The organism is Streptomyces sp. NPDC107550 (assembly GCF_055639095.1).
Genome location: NZ_JBVKBC010000014.1, coordinates 147,396 through 164,242, shown reverse-complemented (window position 1 = coordinate 164,242; position 16,847 = coordinate 147,396). Strand labels below are relative to the sequence as shown.

The window sequence follows — 16,847 nt, the reverse complement described above, 5'->3', positions numbered from 1 at the left end:
GAACGCCGATGCCGACTCGGGTCAGGCCGTCGCTGTCGGCGGCGCGGCGGCCCGCGTCTGTCGCGCCGGGCAGGTGTCCGGCGCGCAGCCGTGACCGACGCGCGCGGTGCCGTCGTCGAGGCGGAGGAGGACGGCGAGCACGCAGCCATCGAGGACTTCAAGTTCAAGCGCGTGGCGACGCAGGCTGGAGATCTGGGCGCTGCTGGTGCCGCGGCGGACGACGAGCGGTGAGTGGTCGCCGGACGTCGTGAACGAGCGGCTCATCGGGGCTTGGCGGAGCCCGAGCCGCCAGGTCAGCCAGGTGTGTACGTTGACGCCACTGCCGCGCAGGATGTCCCGGTTCACGGGGATCCGCACGCCGAGCACCTCACCTTCGACGGCCATCGTAGCCGGTCGGGCCGGCTTCTCCTCCTCGAAGGGGCGGGCGCCGCGGGCGACGAGGTCGACGAGGCCGTCGGGAGTCTCACCGAGTTGGTCACTGAGCAGGCACTGCTTCAGGCGCCACCCGGTGACCGGATGCAGCGCTGTCACCCTGGCGAAGAGCCGGGCCCGGGACAGGGGGCCCGACTCGGTGACCACTGCGACCATCGCCTCCACCGCAGAGGCGTACGTGGACGCGCGCAGGTGCGTCCACTCGGCCAGGGCCCAAGTACCCTCGGGGCGAATCGGTCGAAACCTGTCGTCACGACGCAGAGCCTCCCGCACGGCTGCGACGGTCGTCGCCTCCATCGGGGCAAGCAGTTCGTCGGCCCGGCAGGGGCGCCCGGTCTCCAACAGCCACAGATACGCGGCGTCGCGTCCCCGTGCCTTGCGGCGGACCCAGTGGCCATCGGAGTTCGGGGCGAGTCGCGACTCGGAGTGGCTCAGGAGCCTGGCCAGGGGGAGACCCGCAGGCAGTCCGGCCTCGGAGGCCGCCCGATCGAGGTCGTCGCCGCGGAAGGGAGCTGTGTCGATGAGACGGCTCAGGGCGCCGCCCAACGCCCCAGGGTCGGTACTCCACCAGCCGCGCAGGGGCCCCGCCCAAGTGCGCGGCGCGTCCAGCCCCGCCGCAATCAGCAGTTCCTCCAGGGTCACGTGGTCGACGACCCCAAGCGCGGCGGCGAAGGCTCCTCGCGGGGCGGCCGGGCCCGCGCCCACGGCGCGGGCCGTCTCCCGCCAATCGCTTTGGACTATGTTCGCCATCTCCACGAGCTGTTTCCGCACCCCGTTCTGGATCTGGCGCGCACGCTCGCGGCTTAGCCCGAACACCCCTCCGACCTCGTCCAGCGTCCGACCTTCGGCCCGGCCCGCGACGATGGCCCGCTCACGCTCGTCGAAGACCCCCGTCTCCCACGCTCTGACCAGCCACTCGCTCATCGGCCAATCATCCCCCATCGGTTTCCCCCCTACATCTCGTTGAAATAGACGATCCGCACGCCGAGGAACTCGGCCACGCGCTGGTGTTCCTCCTTTTTCTCGGGTGGCACGGGGGCGCGGAACGGATCGACGACGCAGATCGTCCAGGGCCAGGCCTCCCCCGCGGATCGGTCGAGGACCGCAGGCCACATGAGATGCTTGAGATTCGCCGCCGTGCCGGCCACGAAGTGCTGCTCTTCGTCCTCCAGGCCGACTTCGCGGATCTTGGCACGCATCGGCTTCTGCTGGGTGGTCCCCGGAATGACATCCCAGTCGGGGCCGAGGGTCGCCGCGACCATCTGCTCGAGCGTCGCGGCTGGCCGCGTCACGTACTTGGCATACTTGCCTTCCCCGCGCCGGGCCCGCTCGTACTCCTTCATAGGGCAGTCCTTCAGCCACGGGCGGACGTTCGCCGGCTGCCCCACGAAGTCGAGAAGACGGCCGCCGATCTCCGGGTCCTCCGTCCACTCCTGGTACAGGCGGGTGCGGTCCGCGTCCTGGAGGTGCGGCCAATGGGCTTTGTCGGCCTGGGTGTAGATCCGCGTGACCACGGCCTTCTCGATGGCGGGCGGGATCTTGTAGTCGGTCACAGGATTCCTTTCGGCAGGGGGAACTGGAGGCGGACCTCGTCCGCTGCGGTCTCGAGGTCGGCGGCGTCCTGGATCCACATGTCCATCAGGGAGCCGACCGTCTCGTCTTGGAACTCGATTCGGGAGATATGCGGGAGTTCCAAGTGCTCGGCCTCATTAGCCTCCAGCGTCCGGCGCAGGTTCAGCACCGCGGCGGCGCGACGGATGTCGGTCACGAAGTCGAGGACCTTCAGGGCCTTCTTGCCAGGGCTAAGACGCAGCCCTCGGCCTAGCTGCTGCACGAAGATCCTTCGGCTGTGGGTGACGCGCAGGAAGGCGATCAGGTTCACGTCGGGTACATCGACGCCTTCGTTGAACACGTCAACGCAGGTGATCACCGGGACACGGCCGAGTCGGAACTCGTTGAGCAGAACGTCGCGATGACGCTTCGACAGACCACTGTGCAGATAAGAGGTGTTGGTCCATGCTGGGTCCGAGACGGCGAGGAGGTCCGCCATGTGCTCGGCGTGCTCGATGGTCTGACAGAAGACGATGGCGCGGGGCTCGGCGGTCTCCCGCCAGGCCGTCCGCAGATGTTCGACGATCTCCTCGTCCCGTTGGGGGAGGAACAGGCGCCGGTTCAGATCCTTGATGGAGTAGCTGTGACGGCTGATGTCCTGGACGGTCTCCCAATCGACACCATCCGCGTACAGCTTGTAGTCGACGGCCGACAGATAGCCCGCTGCCATACCCTCGACGATGCCCATCTTGAAGCTGGGGCGGCCGAACCGGGCGGTGATGTCGAACTTGTCACCACGCCATGGGGTGGCGGTAACACCGAATCGCCCCGCAGTCCCACACAGATCGAGGAGTTCCGCAAACCTGCCGGTCTCGGCCACGTGATGAGTCTCGTCGATCATGATGAGGTCGGGCTCGTAGCCCGTCCGCACGACGGAGAGAGCCGACTCGATCGTCGCGACGACGACGCCGTCGAGGGCCCGGGGCTTGGTGTCACCGGTGAGGAGGCGGGTGGGCACGCTCTTCGGGAGGTGCCGCCACAGCGCCCTCTCCAGCTGGCCAACCAGGTCGCGCATGTGCGCGACGACCAAGACGCGCGCGTCCGGACGCGCGGCGAGGAGGTTGCCGATGACCTCGCCGCCGACAACCGTCTTACCCAGCCCCGTGGCCAGCACCAGCAGCGCTGCCCCTTCGGCGTTGAGGTCTCGCTCGATAGCGGCCACGGCCTGCTCCTGGTACGGCCGCAGCGTGTAGGGGGCGGGCACGAGGTCAGGCATCCTCTGGCCGATGGCGTCCAGGGTGGCTCCATGCCACAGGGTGATTTCGACGCCAATCCCCGCCAGCGCCCGGCGCCGCGCCTCGGCCGACGCGGTGATGTTCGTGTTGGTCACCAGGACGGCTTTGTCGGCGCGGTAGTGGGTGCGAGCGCGTTCGAGGTCGTCGACGCCCGCGTGGTCGGCCGTGCCGTGCGCCTTCCACTTGCTCTGGAACACCCACTGCTCGCGGTCGCGGACCGCGAGCAGGTCGGCGCCATGGTCGTGGGCGCCGTCTATGACGCGGACGTCGTGGAATCCCAAATGCCACAAGGTCCGTTCGAGCGCCTTGGTCAGTCCCTCCGGGCCGCCGTCGCGAAGTTCGGCGGTCGTCAGGAACGCGGCACTCACTCCTCCCCCGCCAGTTCGTCGCGCAGAAGGGCGATGCTCAGGCGGGCGCGCCGCAGCTGCGGCGCGCTGGACTCGCCGGCGAAGGTACCGAGCGTCGCGACGTCCGCGAGGCAGCCCGTGACCCGGGCCAGGCTCAGGGCTTTCCCGAACGGCGATGACACCCCGGCGTATGGGCCACGGAAGACGGCTCCGTCCATGAATGAGGTCGGCATCGTCTCGACGAGCCGGACCAAGGCCAGTGCAGGGACGTGATGGACGAACCCGGAGTCCAAGCCGAGACGGCCGACCAGGCCGACACGCCCGGCGGCGATCATCGCTTCCTCGGTCGCGATCTTTTCCTCGTCGGAGAGATGACCGTAGGCGGTTGCGTAGTCACCGCCGCTGCGGTCGAGGACTTCGGCCACACGCTCGCGGATCTCCGTCAGGAGGTCGCGGGCCTCCGCGCCGACGGTAGTGCCATCGAGCGCACTGTCCTGCAGGGACTCGGCTCGGATCGCGGCGACGAGCTGGGAAGGGCTCCAGTCGGAGCGCGCCCGAACCTTCAAGATGGCGGCCAGTTCGACCAGGAGGAGGTCAGCGTAGTCCGCGCCGAACCGCTGGAACGCGGCGTGTTCGGGGTCGACGAGGGCGGTGAGCTCGTTGCCGGATCGCTGGTCGAGGAGGACCGGGACGCCCAGGCCGTTGTCGTCGAGGAGCCGCTCGTTCGGCTTCAGTAGCAGGGTCCGCACCTTCACATAGCCGAGCTCGGGGTGACCGAATGACCGGCTCAGGTAGGAGTGCGGCGACGCCACGCTCTCGTACCGGGCCAGGCGCTCGCTGCGGGTCTCCGTCCTCTCCTTGACCGCCACAGCGGCCTGGGTGGACACGGTGGAGGCGGCCTTGGAGCCGGTGTTCGGCTGGGCGGCGCCGGAGGCGGGGATGTCGGCGGGGAGGCCGAGAGCGCTCAGGACGGCCTGTTCGTCGGGTTGGGTTGGCACGCTGGCCGCCGTCTTGGCTTCCTTGCCCCGCTTCTTGATCTCCTCGTGTCGCAGCACGGCCTGCCACCAGTGCTCGTCTGTCTGGAACTCAGAGACGCCTGCCCGGAACTTCCTGCCCCAGTCCCGAGTATCCGCGTGGATGGGCTTGTTGCCGTCGCCTGGGACGAGGTAGCGCAGGCCGGCGTCGTTGCGGCGGAAGCCCTTGAACAGCAGGGCCAGTGGGCTCTCGTTCTCTGGGTAGCCGAGCTTGTGGGCGCGCTGGGGCTGGAGCGGCGCCACGCCGCGCAGCAGTTCCACGGCCGTGAGCCAGTTGCGGTCCCCGTACTCGAAGGCGTCCTTCTGATATGTGACAGGTACGTGGTCGAGGTGAATCTCGCCGATGAGGCGGCCGCCCTGGTGGGCGAGCTCGACCGGGTACTCGGGCTCTTCGTTCCCCGCGACGCCGTCGGGGTTGTTCCAGGTGAAGAGCTGCTTGTCCCAGCGCAAAATCTTCCGGCCGTTGCGCAGGAAGTCGATCCCGTACTCGGTCTTGTCGAGGTAGCGCTGGACGCCGAGCCAGCCGTGGATCCGGCGCTCGCGCGCGGCCAGGTTGCCGCTGCCGCAGACCGAGCAGACCTCGCCCGAACCGAACTGCCACTCTCCACAGTCCCGGCAGGCGATCCCGTTCTGGAGTTTCTTGTCGATCGGGATGTAAGCGGGGACTCGCTCCTTGCCGTTGTAGAGCACGTAACGGTCGTCGCCCCAGCGGCAGTGGCGGACCGGCTTGACCTGGGTCCCGCCGACGTAGAGCTCGAAGGGATGCTCAGTCAGGATCCACGAGTACACCGAGCCCAGGGTGTTGCGGAGCGAGGCGCCGTTGCGGCGCAGCCACTCGGCGCGCGCTGGCTGCAGACGGTCGACGATGATCCTTGTGCCGTGCTGGGACGGGTTGGTCTTCGGCTCAGTGATGTCCTTCGCTTCGAAGTCGTCCTTGATCTGGTCGAGGTCGATCTCGACGCCGATCCACTTCGTGTCGCCGGCGCGAGTAGTCAGGACACGGGTGCGCCTGCCGAGGCGGGCGGTCGAGATGTTGAAGCCCATACCGAACAAGCCGAGCTTGTCGTGCATGTCGTTCCCGGACCAGCCGGCCCGCACCGCGCGCGCCAACCGGTCGTTCGACATGCCCCGCCCGGTGTCGCGGACTTCGAGGACTCCCTTCGGGGACGATGGCAGGGACACGCTGACCGTGAAGCCGTCAGGCCACTCCACCCCCGAGCGGAGGACATCGAGGAAGTCGTCGAAGGGGTTGTCGACGAGTTCGGCCACGCACTGCCACTCATCGAAATCGATCTCGCCCAGCATGCTGAGCACGCGGGCGGAAGGGGTGATCTTCACTCCGGCGGAACCCTCCTGATGGTTCGGAACGTCGCACGGCCGCGGCTGACTTGCGCGGGCACGACGAAGCCACCTGACTCCAACGAGCCAAGCGTTCGATCAGAGGATAGAAGGGGGCGCTGACAACACGACCGGAGTTTGCGAAACCCGGCAAATCGTGTGGTTACCGGAACGGGATGAATGTGTTGAACCCCCGCAAACAAGGATGATCCTTCTGCGGGTCGCATGAGTGGGCGTGGTCTACTCGCTCATCCGGTACGCGACGCGTTCCGTTCAATGCCTCAGGGGCCAGGCTCCTCACCGCGGGAGCGTCACGACGGTCTACGTTCCATGCCCGTGGATCCTGGGAGGATGATTCGAGAGCCCGCTGAGGTGACCGTGAGAGAGGGCGGGACCATCGAGATCCCGATGGGCGTCTTGGCTGAGGCCAGCCTTCACATCGGCGAGTAGTTACTCGCTTTCAGCCACGGTGACGGTCGGATCACCCCACGACACGAGGCAGACGCGGTCGAGATCTACTCCTTGATGGGTCGCTGTAGCCACATTATTGATCACGCACCACAGCGATGACCCGCCGTGCGGCGTCGACGGGGTCCTCGTGCTCCCAGATTCTGATGACGGTCCATCCGGCTTCGGAGAGGCGGCGGTTCGTCTCTTCGTCGCGAGAGCGGTTGACCTCGATCTTGTCGCGCCAGAAGTCAGGGTTCTGCGTCGCTGGCCTGTGATGCTCTGGGCACCCATGCCAAAAGCAGCCATCCACGAACACCGCTACGTGGGCCTTCGTGAACACAAGATCCGCGGTGCGGCGTAGATCGGGCAGCGGCCGCGTGGATACGCGATACCGCAGCCCCTCGCGATGGATGAGGGAGCGGAGCCTGAGCTCGGGTCCGGTGTCTTTGCCCCGGTTGCCGCGCATCGACGCGCGAACCGCGTCCGATGAGGCCCAAGAACCTTGCGGGACAGGTCGGGGGCCCGTGAGCCCCTTGCTTCTGGCCGCCTCCCACCCGGCGGCGAGGTTCGCCTCTCGGGTGTCGTTGTCAACTTGCCCTAGGTACTTGGCGGGGGAACGGCCCTTGTCGGACCATCGCAAGTACGCGCGAATGCGTCGGGTGTGGGGTAGTACCTTGAGCTCGACGGAGGCGAGGGCGTAGCGATCGTCGTCCAGATGGACATAACGCCCTTGACGGCCACCCGCCGCGCGGTCCTGCTCGGCCGCCAGAGCTTCTCGGCTTCGGCCAAAACGCCCCTTCCAAGCTCGCGTCGGCGGCGGCTGGTCGTTCCAACCACTCTGCCTCCCGCGCCGCGTATCGGTCATGATCGGGATTCCACGTCATCCAGTGCCGCATAGACCGCCCTGGCGAAGATCTCTCCAAGGCGTACCGGCACCGCGTTGCCGAGCTGCCGCATCCTCTCCCCGCGCGGCCCCATCAGGTTCCACTTGTCGCCGAACGTCATGACGCGGGCCGTCTCACGGACAGTCATATACCGGTGGATATAGCGCAGGTCCCCGGTCTCTGGGTCTCGCTCGCGCCTGTCCAGGAGCATCACGGACTCGCCGCCTGGGACACCATGCACTCCAGCCTTCACCGTCTTCGCCGGGTGATCCAGCACGTTCGGAGTGTGGCCCGGGTAGATCCTCGCGCCAGGCCACCCGATGTGGTCCGGGAAGCCCTGTGGCGTCTTCTTGTCCAACTTCTGCATGTTGATCTCAGGCAAACCGACTAGCGCGTCTCTAAGCGTTAGCCACGGCGCCAGAGACTCCCCATCTTCGAGCTGGAGCTCCTCTTGTCGGTACAGGCGCTCGACGCCCTCACGGACGTGTTTCTCGACGGTTGGGTGTCGATCCCAGTAGGTGCGGTCGAGGAAAGACCGGATCAACGACTGCTTGGAATGTGTTTCCTTGACCGCGTCTCGGAATTCCGCCCGATCTACGCCAAGGTCAGCTCGAAAGGCCACGAGAATGACACGGTTCCGGATTTGCGGTACCCCGTAATCGGCGGCATTCACGGGGAATTCGAGGACCTCATATCGCTGCGTCGGGTCCGTGTCCTTCGCCTTCAGCCGATCCTCTAGCAGTCGATCGTGCTCTCGCCATGTCGTGTCCGCGCGCTCAATGAAGGGGAGCTGCAACTCCCGCTTGATGTATTGGAAGTACGGAGCGAAAGACGGACGGAGCAAGCCGCGGACGTTCTCACAGAGGACTGCCTTCGGCCTGATCTCCCGCACGGCTCGGAACATCTCGGGGAACATGTTCCGCTCATCCTCGTCGCCCTTGGCGATGCCCCCGAGGCTGAACGGTTGACACGGCGGGCCGCCGGCCAGGAGATCGACCTCATGCTCGCCCAGGTAGGTCATGTTCAGCTTCCGGACATCGCCCGTGACTAGCGGCGGCCTGTGCTTGTCGGTCTTCTCCTCCCCGTCCCCCAGCTCCTGGGGTACGGGAGGGCATGACCCTTCCGGGTAGGCCGCGAAGTCGTTCGCCTTCAACGTCTCGCACGCCCATCTCGCGTACTCATTCACGAGGAGATGGCGGAAGCCGGCGTTTGTGGCAGCCTGCACCAGTCCACCGCCCCCGGCGAACAGTTCGACCGACGTCCGTGCCATATTTCACGCTCCTAGCAGATCAGTACGGGTGAAACCATACCGCGGAGGAGGCGATCATGCTGCCACTCTGGTCGAACTCTTCACCGTGAGGTGACTAGAGTTCCGTCGATGACCCGTGTCTCCAAGGGCGCCGACCGCCGTGGGCCCAGCCCGAGGAGACCGATTCCAGCGAAGGAGCTCGTCTCGTGACCGAGTCCAGCGAGCAGGGGCGCCGAGAGCCGTCCGCGGGATTTGGACGAGACTCCATCTACGACCCGCTACGACGTGAAAACCTCGGGCGGAGCGTCCTCTGGGCCCTGGTGTCGTCGAAGCCGGTACCCCTCGGTCACATCCCCGACTTTCGTGGCTCCGGTATCTACGCCATCTACTACGCGGGAGCCCACGAGCTGTACACGCCCATATCCTCCGCCGATTGCGACATACCAATCTATGTCGGCAAGGCCGATCCAGAGGGAAGCCGCAAGGGCCAGAACGTGGGCGCGGCCTGGGAAGGCACCAAACTGCGGGACCGGCTCAGACAGCACGCCCGCAAGATAAACCAGGCGCTGGATCTCGATCTTGGTGACTTCTTCGCGCGGTATCTCCCCGCCGACGATCTCTTCACGCCCATGGCTGAACGACTGATGATCGGCGACCTACAACCCGTGTGGAACGTGGTACTGGAAGGGTTCGGAGTCAACCGGCAGGGGTCAGGACGCGAAGACAGGCAGCTTCGTCCGAAGTGGCATGAGGTGCATAGCGGCATTGCTTGGGCGGATGGCATGCCCGCACAACCTGGGGGACCAGAGCCTTTGCGAGCGGCGATAGTCGCTCACTTACAGCTTCATGGCACGCCTCCTTCCGCCTCCGAGGGCGAGCCGGGGCAACCTGGCCTGACAGATCTAAGCCCAATCTGACGGCGGCGATCTCCGTGGGCAGCGCTCGCACAACGCACGCCCATTGCCCTGAGGGCCCGCGTCCTACTTGAGGCAAGGCGCATTTCCAAGCCGATGTGGCGATCTTCTGAGCGGCACGTACTTCAGTGGCCAGCTGAGAGGTTCGCCATGGAGAGCGTCACCATCGCTGTCTCCGATTCACTTCGGGCTGTGTGAACAGCGCCCTTATTACTGCTCATTGCGGTGTCGGCTTCCAGGCTGCGGCATGTCGACATCGTGAGCAGTGGCTGGGAAAGCGTGATCAGAACACTAGGGTGGCTAACAATGTCGGTGTGGGGGTAAGCCGAGTGGTCCGGGGCAGTGGCTCCGCGTCGGTACCCTGGAGCTGATGTCTACTACCCCGGTTCGCGTGTCCTGGAACACCGAGTCGGCGCTCGGCAGACCCGCGCCACGGTCCGTGTGCAAGAAGAGGTGGGGGAGGACGGCACTGTGGTCGTGCACAGCTACGGGCACGGAGGTGCTGGCGTCACGCTGTCGTGGGGGTGCGCCGAGGAGGCTCGGGCGTCGCTCTCCGTCAAGTGATCTGCACTTGAAAGAACAGACGTTGCGACGTCCCCAGCGCGGGATCGCTCGGGGCGCCCGGACGCGCTCGTAGCCGACCCACAACCGGCCAGCGGTCTGCCCGAGCACCTCGTCACGACGGCCACGAGGGTCTCGACTCTCCCGCCCAGTACCTCCTGTAGGCCGTGGTGGAGGCGTGTGCTGAGCCCTGGCGCGGTTGTCTCAAGACGGCGTGCCAGCCACTTCCCACCGCCACCCCACGAACCGGCAGCGTCCAGTGCCAGCTCTCACCGGTGCGTCGGACCAGTTCGGTCGCGATGAAGAGACGCTCGTTCTGGTCGTCGCTTCCCGTGAGGTCGTCCAGCAGGTCGGTGATCGCGTAGCGGCGGTCGTCGATCTCTTCCGTCGACACCCGGGGCGGTCCGGCGATGGTCAGCTCCCGGGCCTGTGCGGCGAGGCGGGCTCCGAGACCGTCGGTGTCGAAGAGCAGTAGTCCATCGGCGCACATCCGCAGCAGCGGTGACCGCCGGCTTCGTCGTGGACGGAGCTGTGTCTTGCTTCTGCGTAGGAGGGGCCAGCCGTGTCCGTTGCTCGGAACCCGCCGACCGCTGCTTGCGGGGCGCCGGTTCAGGCCGGTCCGGGTGATGGCCGTGTTCCAGGTAGAAGCGCCCTGCGTCAGTGATCTCCGCCTGCCACTTCCCATCTTGCTTGGGCATCGTGATCAGGCGCCGCTCCTTGAGCGCGCGGGCGGTGAGGGCGAGCTCGGGGCTGTCCGACGTGACGGGGTCGGCTCCGTCCCCGATGCGGGTGAGGAGTGCGAGTTGCCGGTCATTTAACGGAGACCATCGGTGCATGTCGATCGTCGTACCGTCTGGTGTCTCCTCGGCACAAGCCGTGGGGTGACTCTTGCGGAGCGCACGGCGCACTCGGAGGCGGAACACCTCTCGCTGGGAGCCACCGGGGAGTCGCCCCTGAAGTCGGCTCCCAAATGGCTCCCAAAACAGGGCCGCAACGCAAATCAGACCCGGTGCTGATCTCTCAGCACCGGGCCTGACCTGGTGTTTCAGCTGTCGGGGTGGCGGGATTTGAACCCACGACCTCTTCGTCCCGAACGAAGCGCGCTGCCAAGCTGCGCTACACCCCGATGTCGTGCTCCGTGGCCCGCAGGAGTCCTGCTGGTCGCGGCGACATCGATTACTTTAGCGGACCGGAGCCCTGAGACGAAATCCGGTTTTCGGGGCCCCGGAACTCGGGCCGGATCCGGTCCAGGCCGACGAGGACGAGGGCCAGGGCGTAGAAGGCCAGGCCGAAGAGCACGGCGTTGCCGAGGACCCCGGCGTACCCGTGGGCGTCGACGTCCACGAAGGGGTACGGGTAGCGGGCCGGCGTGCCCGGCGTCATGATCGCGCCGCGCACCAGGGCGAAGCCCAGGTAGGCGAAGGGGTAGGCCAGCCAGAGGGCCGCGTGGCGCGGGCGCAGGGCGCCGGGGCGGGTCAGCAGGAGCCAGTCGAGGACGGCGGCCAGGGGCGTCACCGTGTGCAGGAGCTGGTTGGAGACGGCCCGCGCTCCGGTGAGGGCGACCTCGGGATCGTCGGTCATGGAGAAACCGGAGGAGGAGTTGGCGAGGATCAGGTGGTAGACGAGCCCGGTGATGCAGATGAAGAGGAGGGTGCCGCCCGTGACCAGGGCGGGCAGGGGCGGGCGCGCGCGGAAGGCCCGTACGGCGCCGAGGGCGAAGACGACCGCGACGAGGACGTTCGACTGGATCGTGAAGTAGCTCAGGACGCGCAGGGCGCTGTCGCTGACGGACAGGTCGATGACGATCCCGGTGATCGCCGCGAGCGCGACAAGGGCGCGGAACGCGGCGGCCACGGGGCGGCGGTGGGGCGGGACGACCGCCTCGGCGGGGACACGCGCGGCACTGGAGGCGAACATCCCTCCACCGTAGACGCGCGGCCGAACCCACGCGAAAGGGGCGGAAGTCCCGCCCCGTACGCGCTACTTGGCGGAGGCCGGGGCCGGGGCCGGGGTCAGCGTCAGGAGCGTCGCCTCGGGCGGGCACGCGAAGCGGACCGGGGTGTAGCGGCTGGTGCCGCAGCCGGCGGAGACGTGGAGATAGGACGTGCGGCCGTCGGCGGTGTGCGTGGACAGGCCCTTCACGCGGTCGGTGTCCAGGTCGCAGTTGGTGACGAGGGCGCCGTAGAAGGGGATGCAGAGCTGCCCGCCGTGCGTGTGCCCGGCGAGGACCAGCGGGTAGCCGTCGGCGGTGAACGCGTCGAGCGCCCGCAGGTACGGCGCGTGCACCACGCCCATCGAGAAGTCCGGCCCCGGCAGCGGGCCGCCGGCCACCTCCGCGTACCGGTCGCGCTTGATGTGCGGGTCGTCGATGCCGGTCAGGCCGATCTCGACGCCGGCGACCTTGAGCGCGCCGCGCGTGTTGGTCAGGTTGAGCCAGCCGGCCTCGTCGAAGCCGTCGCGCAGGTCCTGCCAGGGGTTGTGGACGGCGCCGACGACCGGCCCGTTGCCGTTCAGGCCGTGCTTGCCGGTGGTCCGCTCCAGCAGGTAGCGGGCGGGGTTGCGCGGCCGGGGCCCGTAGTAGTCGTTGGAGCCGAAGACGTACGCGCCGGGGAGTTCCATCAGGGGGCCGAGCGCGTCGAGCACCTCGGGGACGGCCTCCGGGTCGGAGAGGTTGTCACCCGTGTTGATGACGAAGTCGGGGCGCAGCCCGGCCAGCGACTGGAGCCAGCGCTGCTTCTTGCGCTGCCCGCCGACCATGTGGATGTCGGAGACCTGGAGGACGCGCAGCGGGCGCATCCCCTCGGGCAGGACGGGGACGGTGACCCGGCGCAGCCGGAAGGACCGGGCCTCGAAGCCCGCCGCGTAGGCGACACCGGCGGCGCCGACCGCCGCGATGCCCGCCGTCACCTTCAGGGAGACCTTGAGGGAGGTTTTCAGTGCAGTCCCGTTTCGCGCGCGCATGAGGCCCATCGTGTCAGACCCGGGCCGCCCCCGAAATCGGCGGGCGCGGGCCTGTCCGTACCTGCGACAATCGACGTATGACCACGCTCAAGTCGAAGCTTCAGGACGATCTCAACGCCGCGATCAAGGGGCGGGACGAGCTGCGCTCCTCGACGCTCCGGATGACCCTCGCCGCGATCACCACGCAGGAGGTCGCGGGTACGCAGAAGCGCGAGCTGTCCGACGACGAGGTGCAGACGGTGATCGTCAAGGAGGCGAAGAAGCGCCGCGAGGCGGCCGAGGCCTTCGAGAAGGGCGGGCGCGCGGAGTCCGCCGCGCGCGAGAAGGCGGAGGGCGAGGTGCTCGCCGAGTATCTGCCGCAGCAGTTGAGCGACGCCGAGCTGGAGCAGATCGTCGGGCAGGCGGTCGAGGAGGCGAAGGCGGCCGGCGCGGAGGGGCCGAAGGCCATGGGCCAGGTCATGAAGATCGTGAAGCCGAAGGTCGGGGACCGCGCGGAGGGCGGCCGCGTCGCCGCCACGGTCAAGCGCCTCCTGCTTGGCTGAGCCTAAACGGACGGCTCGCCGAAGAGGGCAGAGAAAAGGGCGCCCCCCGATCATCGGGGGGCGCCCCTTTCGCTTGCGCCAACGGGCCTCCTCGTACAGGCAGGCCCACGGGTCTCCTCGTCGTACAGGCGGCCTACGGGCCTCCACGTACCGGCCTACGCGCCTCCTCGTACAGGGAGAGCGTCAGTGACCGCCCCCGTGCCCCCGGCCGTGCCCGTTCCCGTTGCCGCCGCCGAGCAGGCCCGGCGGGATGGTCAGGTGCGGGAAGGGGTTGTCGGCGCCGGGTTTGCCGTCGTTCTGACCGCCGCCCCCGTCACCGCCTTTTCCCTTGTCCTTCGTCTTCCCCTTGCCCTTGTCGAGGTCGGGGATGTCGACCATGTTGAAGCCGGGGGAGTCCTTGCCCGACAGGGCGCCCGTCATGGCGTTGCGCCAGATCGGGCCGGGGGTGTCGGCGCCGTAGACCTTGTCGTGGTACTGGCCGCCGATGGTGATGTTGGTCATCGACACGCTCTGCGAGGCGCTGCCGACCCAGACCGCGCCCGACAGGTTCGGCGTGTAGCCGACGAACCAGGCGTTCTTGCGGGAGTCCGTCGTACCGGTCTTGCCCGCGTTGTCCCGGTCCTGGAGGCCGGCCTGCTGACCCGTACCGGAGTCGACCACTCCGCTGAGCAGAGTGTTGATCTTGTCGGCGGTCTCCTCGGACATGGCGCGCGAGCACGCGGTCTTCGGTACGCCGATGCCCTTGCCGTCCGGCCCGGTGATCGACTCGATGGCGACGGGCGTGCAGTACGTGCCCCGGTTGGCGAAGGCCGCGTACGCGGAGGCCATGGTCAGCGGGGAGAGACCGGTCGAACCGAGGGTCATCGAGGACGGCACCTCGGGGACCTTCTGCCCGTTGCCCTGGACGACGCCGAGCTTGTCGGTCATCTGCACGACCGGGCACATGCCGGTGTCGCCGAGCATCTGCACGAAGTACGTGTTGATGGACTTCTCCATCGCCTCCTTGAGGCGATAGGGGCCCTTCTCCGACTCGTTCTCGTTCTCCAGCTCGTAGCCGCCGTCGTTGCGCCAGGGCTTCCCGCTGCACGTCTGCACGGTGCTCGGGTACGGCATCTTGTACGGGGCCGGGTACTGCTGCGTGATCGGCGTGCCGGCGTCGAGCGCGGCGGCCGCCACGAACGGCTTGAACGTCGAACCCGTCGGGAAGCCGTACGCCGAGCCGTTGTACGCGGAGTTGACCGAGTAGTTGAGGACCGTCTCGTTCTTGTCCTTGTCGGTGCCGTACGGCTTCGACTGGCCCATGCCGAGGATCTTGCCGGTGCCCGGCTCGACGAGGGTGACGGCCGTGGCGACCTTGTCGGCCGTGTAGACGTGCTCCTTGATGGAGGACTCCACCGAGTCCTGCGCCTGCGGGTCGAGCGTCGTCCGCACGGTCAGGCCGCCGCGGTTCCACAGCTTGGCGCGGTCTTCCTTCTTCTTGCCGAAGACCGGGTCGTTGAGGAAGACCTCGCGGACGTAGTCGCAGAAGAAGGCGGCGCCGCGGACCGCGGTGATGCAGCCGTTGCGCGGGCGCTTGACCTTGAGGCCGAGGTCGGTCTGCTTGGCCTTGTCGGCCTCCGCCTGCGAGATGTCGTGCATGTCGGCCATGCGCTGGAGCACGACGTTGCGCCGCTTCTTGGCCTCCTCGCTGTCGTTGACCGGGTCGTAGCGGCTCGGCGACTGGACGATGCCGGCGAGGAGGGCGGCCTCCTGGACCTTCAGGTCCTTGGCGGGCTTGGAGAAGTAGCGCTGGGCGGCGGCCTCGACGCCGTACGCCTGCTGGCCGAAGTACGTGATGTTGAGGTAGTTGGCGAGGATCTTCTTCTTGCCCAGCTCCTCCTCCACCTGGATCGCGTACTTCAGCTCCTTGACCTTGCGGCCGATGGTCTGCTGCGTCGCCTGCGCCAGCTTGGTCGGGTCGTCGCCCGCCTCTTCCATGAAGACGTTCTTCACGTACTGCTGGGTGAGGGTGGACGCGCCCTGCGAGACGCCGCCGTTGTGCGCGTTGGCGTTGATCGCGCGCAGGATGCCCTTGGCGTCGACCGCGCCGTGCTCGTAGAAGCGCGAGTCCTCGATGGCGACGATCGCCTTCTGCATGTACGGCGAGATGGCGTCGAGCGGGACGACCGTGCGGTCGCGGGAGTAGACGGTGGCGATGGCGCCGCCCTGGTTGTCCAGGATGGTGGTGCGCTGGCTCAGCGGGGGCGTCTTCAGGTTCGCGGGGATCTCGTCGAACCCCTCGACCGAGCCGCGGGCCGCGAGCCCGAGCGCGCCGGCTGCGGGCAGCGCGATGCCGGCGAGTACGGCCCCGGCGAGCACGCTGACGCCGAGGAACTTGGCGGCCTGTTGGGCGGGCGACATGCCGCCGCCACTACCGGCCGAGCGCTTCTTTCCCATGTGGGGCAGCCTACGTGTCGATTCTCCGGACAGGCGTATATGCCTTGGCCTAAGCTGCACTCAACTGTCACAGCAGTGCGGTTACGTATCAAGACGTGGGACGCCCCCGAAACGTTCCCGACGTCGGCCGTAGTCATTCCCGTCCCCTCCCGCGAGCCCCCCGCGCAGGGCTCGGAGGGTGTCCGAAACCGCCTCGTGTGTCATTCCGCGTCCGTTGTGGCGCACCAGAACTGTCCCGGTTTGCCGGGGTTGTTACGCATGTCTTCCGGTCACTCCGTCGGGTGATCTGCCGCTTACGCATAGTCCGTTCGGACCATTCAAGATTGGGCCCGAAGGGGGTGTTGCGCTGTGCCCACCTTCCGTAACGTCCTCAACTGGCGGCGGTGAATATGCCGCTGCCGCCGTGGGGGAGCCTCGATTCGGGAGAGGACGGCGCCGGTATGGGCTGGGTAGTCGACTGGAGTGCGCAGGCGGCCTGCCGCACTACCGATCCGGATGAACTGTTCGTTCAAGGAGCAGCGCAGAACCGGGCGAAGGCGGTGTGCACGGGGTGCCCTGTGCGCACCGAGTGTCTCGCTGACGCGCTCGACAATCGCGTCGAGTTCGGTGTGTGGGGCGGCATGACGGAGCGGGAGCGGCGGGCGTTGTTGCGCCGGCGGCCGACGGTCACGTCCTGGCGCCGGCTGCTGGAGACCGCGCGTACGGAGTATGAGCGTGGGGCGGGGTTGTTGCCGGTGGAGCTTGAGGATGACGAGGCGTACGAGCGGTACGCGGCGGTCGGCTAGCCCTTATCTCCGTCCACTCCAGCCCGGCCCGGTGTTCTCCGCGCTCCTTACGGGGCTGACCTCAGCGT

Annotated in this window: 12 protein-coding genes, 1 tRNA gene and 2 pseudogenes; 4 read left to right on the top strand and 11 right to left on the bottom strand. The window is 67.6% G+C overall.

The window, feature by feature from the left end; all coding sequences use genetic code 11:
• Nucleotides 1-21: 21 nt before the first annotated feature.
• The 6 genes from ACZ7LY_RS20430 to ACZ7LY_RS20405 all read right to left on the bottom strand — a co-directional run bounded on the left by ACZ7LY_RS20430 (nt 22) and on the right by ACZ7LY_RS20405 (nt 8,601).
• Nucleotides 22-1,356, bottom strand: coding sequence for a sigma factor-like helix-turn-helix DNA-binding protein (locus ACZ7LY_RS20430; RefSeq protein WP_471626042.1), 1,335 nt, complete (start codon nt 1,354-1,356; stop codon nt 22-24).
• Between the two features lie 29 nt (nt 1,357-1,385).
• The gene (locus ACZ7LY_RS20425) at nt 1,386-1,985 is read right to left on the bottom strand and encodes a hypothetical protein (RefSeq protein WP_471626041.1); all 600 of its coding nucleotides are present in this window, start codon (nt 1,983-1,985) and stop codon (nt 1,386-1,388) included.
• Entirely contained in the window at nt 1,982-3,646 is a 1,665-nt protein-coding gene (locus ACZ7LY_RS20420) for a DEAD/DEAH box helicase family protein (protein ID WP_471626040.1), read from the bottom strand. Before ACZ7LY_RS20420 ends, ACZ7LY_RS20425 begins: the two co-directional genes overlap by 4 nt.
• Nucleotides 3,643-5,997, bottom strand: coding sequence for an ATP-binding protein (locus ACZ7LY_RS20415; protein ID WP_471626039.1), 2,355 nt, complete (start codon nt 5,995-5,997; stop codon nt 3,643-3,645). Before ACZ7LY_RS20415 ends, ACZ7LY_RS20420 begins: the two co-directional genes overlap by 4 nt.
• A 544-nt stretch (nt 5,998-6,541) precedes the next feature.
• A complete protein-coding gene (locus ACZ7LY_RS20410) occupies nt 6,542-7,312 on the bottom strand; it encodes a very short patch repair endonuclease (protein WP_471626038.1) in 771 nt (256 codons plus the stop codon).
• Complete coding sequence (locus ACZ7LY_RS20405) at nt 7,309-8,601, bottom strand: DNA cytosine methyltransferase (RefSeq protein WP_471626037.1); 1,293 nt, start codon at nt 8,599-8,601, stop codon at nt 7,309-7,311. The genes ACZ7LY_RS20410 and ACZ7LY_RS20405 overlap by 4 nt, the downstream gene beginning before the upstream one ends.
• A gap of 185 nt (nt 8,602-8,786) precedes the next feature.
• On the opposite strand from ACZ7LY_RS20405, the gene ACZ7LY_RS20400 reads away from it, so the two are divergent.
• Both ACZ7LY_RS20400 and ACZ7LY_RS20395 read left to right on the top strand, forming a co-directional pair.
• Nucleotides 8,787-9,497 (top strand): Eco29kI family restriction endonuclease, encoded by a 711-nt coding sequence (locus tag ACZ7LY_RS20400; protein WP_471626036.1) that lies wholly within the window; start codon nt 8,787-8,789, stop codon nt 9,495-9,497.
• 384 nt (nt 9,498-9,881) lie between these two features.
• Nucleotides 9,882-10,058: pseudogene (locus ACZ7LY_RS20395) on the top strand (FAD-dependent oxidoreductase); the annotation flags it as partial.
• 51 nt (nt 10,059-10,109) lie between these two features.
• On the opposite strand, the pseudogene ACZ7LY_RS20390 reads toward ACZ7LY_RS20395, so the two are convergent.
• From ACZ7LY_RS20390 to ACZ7LY_RS20375, 4 genes and pseudogenes are all read right to left on the bottom strand, one after another.
• A pseudogene (locus tag ACZ7LY_RS20390) lies at nt 10,110-10,668 on the bottom strand (nucleotidyltransferase domain-containing protein); the annotation flags it as partial.
• A gap of 439 nt (nt 10,669-11,107) precedes the next feature.
• A tRNA-Pro gene (locus tag ACZ7LY_RS20385) sits at nt 11,108-11,181 on the bottom strand.
• Between the two features lie 50 nt (nt 11,182-11,231).
• Nucleotides 11,232-11,972: a Pr6Pr family membrane protein gene (locus tag ACZ7LY_RS20380; protein ID WP_471626035.1), complete on the bottom strand. Its 741-nt coding sequence runs from the start codon at nt 11,970-11,972 to the stop codon at nt 11,232-11,234.
• Between the two features lie 63 nt (nt 11,973-12,035).
• Nucleotides 12,036-13,016, bottom strand: coding sequence for a metallophosphoesterase (locus tag ACZ7LY_RS20375; RefSeq protein ID WP_471626034.1), 981 nt, complete (start codon nt 13,014-13,016; stop codon nt 12,036-12,038).
• Between the two features lie 77 nt (nt 13,017-13,093).
• Between ACZ7LY_RS20375 and ACZ7LY_RS20370 the strand changes: the two genes are divergently transcribed.
• Complete coding sequence (locus ACZ7LY_RS20370) at nt 13,094-13,558, top strand: GatB/YqeY domain-containing protein (RefSeq protein WP_471626033.1); 465 nt, start codon at nt 13,094-13,096, stop codon at nt 13,556-13,558.
• A 183-nt stretch (nt 13,559-13,741) separates the two neighbouring features.
• Here the strand turns inward: ACZ7LY_RS20370 and ACZ7LY_RS20365 are convergent, their stop codons facing one another.
• Complete coding sequence (locus ACZ7LY_RS20365; protein WP_471626032.1) at nt 13,742-15,994, bottom strand: transglycosylase domain-containing protein; 2,253 nt, start codon at nt 15,992-15,994, stop codon at nt 13,742-13,744.
• A gap of 440 nt (nt 15,995-16,434) precedes the next feature.
• Between ACZ7LY_RS20365 and ACZ7LY_RS20360 the strand changes: the two genes are divergently transcribed.
• Nucleotides 16,435-16,779 (top strand): WhiB family transcriptional regulator, encoded by a 345-nt coding sequence (locus ACZ7LY_RS20360; RefSeq protein WP_471626031.1) that lies wholly within the window; start codon nt 16,435-16,437, stop codon nt 16,777-16,779.
• The last annotated feature ends 68 nt before the right edge of the window (nt 16,780-16,847 follow it).

Coding starts and splice junctions, on each gene's coding strand:
- ACZ7LY_RS20405 (WP_471626037.1), bottom strand. CDS start 8,601: ATGGCACGGACGTCGGTCGAACTGTTCGCCGGGGGCGGTGGACTGGTG.
- ACZ7LY_RS20370 (WP_471626033.1), top strand. CDS start 13,094: ATGACCACGCTCAAGTCGAAGCTTCAGGACGATCTCAACGCCGCGATC.
- ACZ7LY_RS20375 (WP_471626034.1), bottom strand. CDS start 13,016: ATGCGCGCGCGAAACGGGACTGCACTGAAAACCTCCCTCAAGGTCTCC.
- ACZ7LY_RS20365 (WP_471626032.1), bottom strand. CDS start 15,994: ATGGGAAAGAAGCGCTCGGCCGGTAGTGGCGGCGGCATGTCGCCCGCC.
- ACZ7LY_RS20410 (WP_471626038.1), bottom strand. CDS start 7,312: ATGACCGATACGCGGCGCGGGAGGCAGAGTGGTTGGAACGACCAGCCG.
- ACZ7LY_RS20430 (WP_471626042.1), bottom strand. CDS start 1,356: ATGAGCGAGTGGCTGGTCAGAGCGTGGGAGACGGGGGTCTTCGACGAG.
- ACZ7LY_RS20360 (WP_471626031.1), top strand. CDS start 16,435: ATGGGCTGGGTAGTCGACTGGAGTGCGCAGGCGGCCTGCCGCACTACC.
- ACZ7LY_RS20380 (WP_471626035.1), bottom strand. CDS start 11,972: ATGTTCGCCTCCAGTGCCGCGCGTGTCCCCGCCGAGGCGGTCGTCCCG.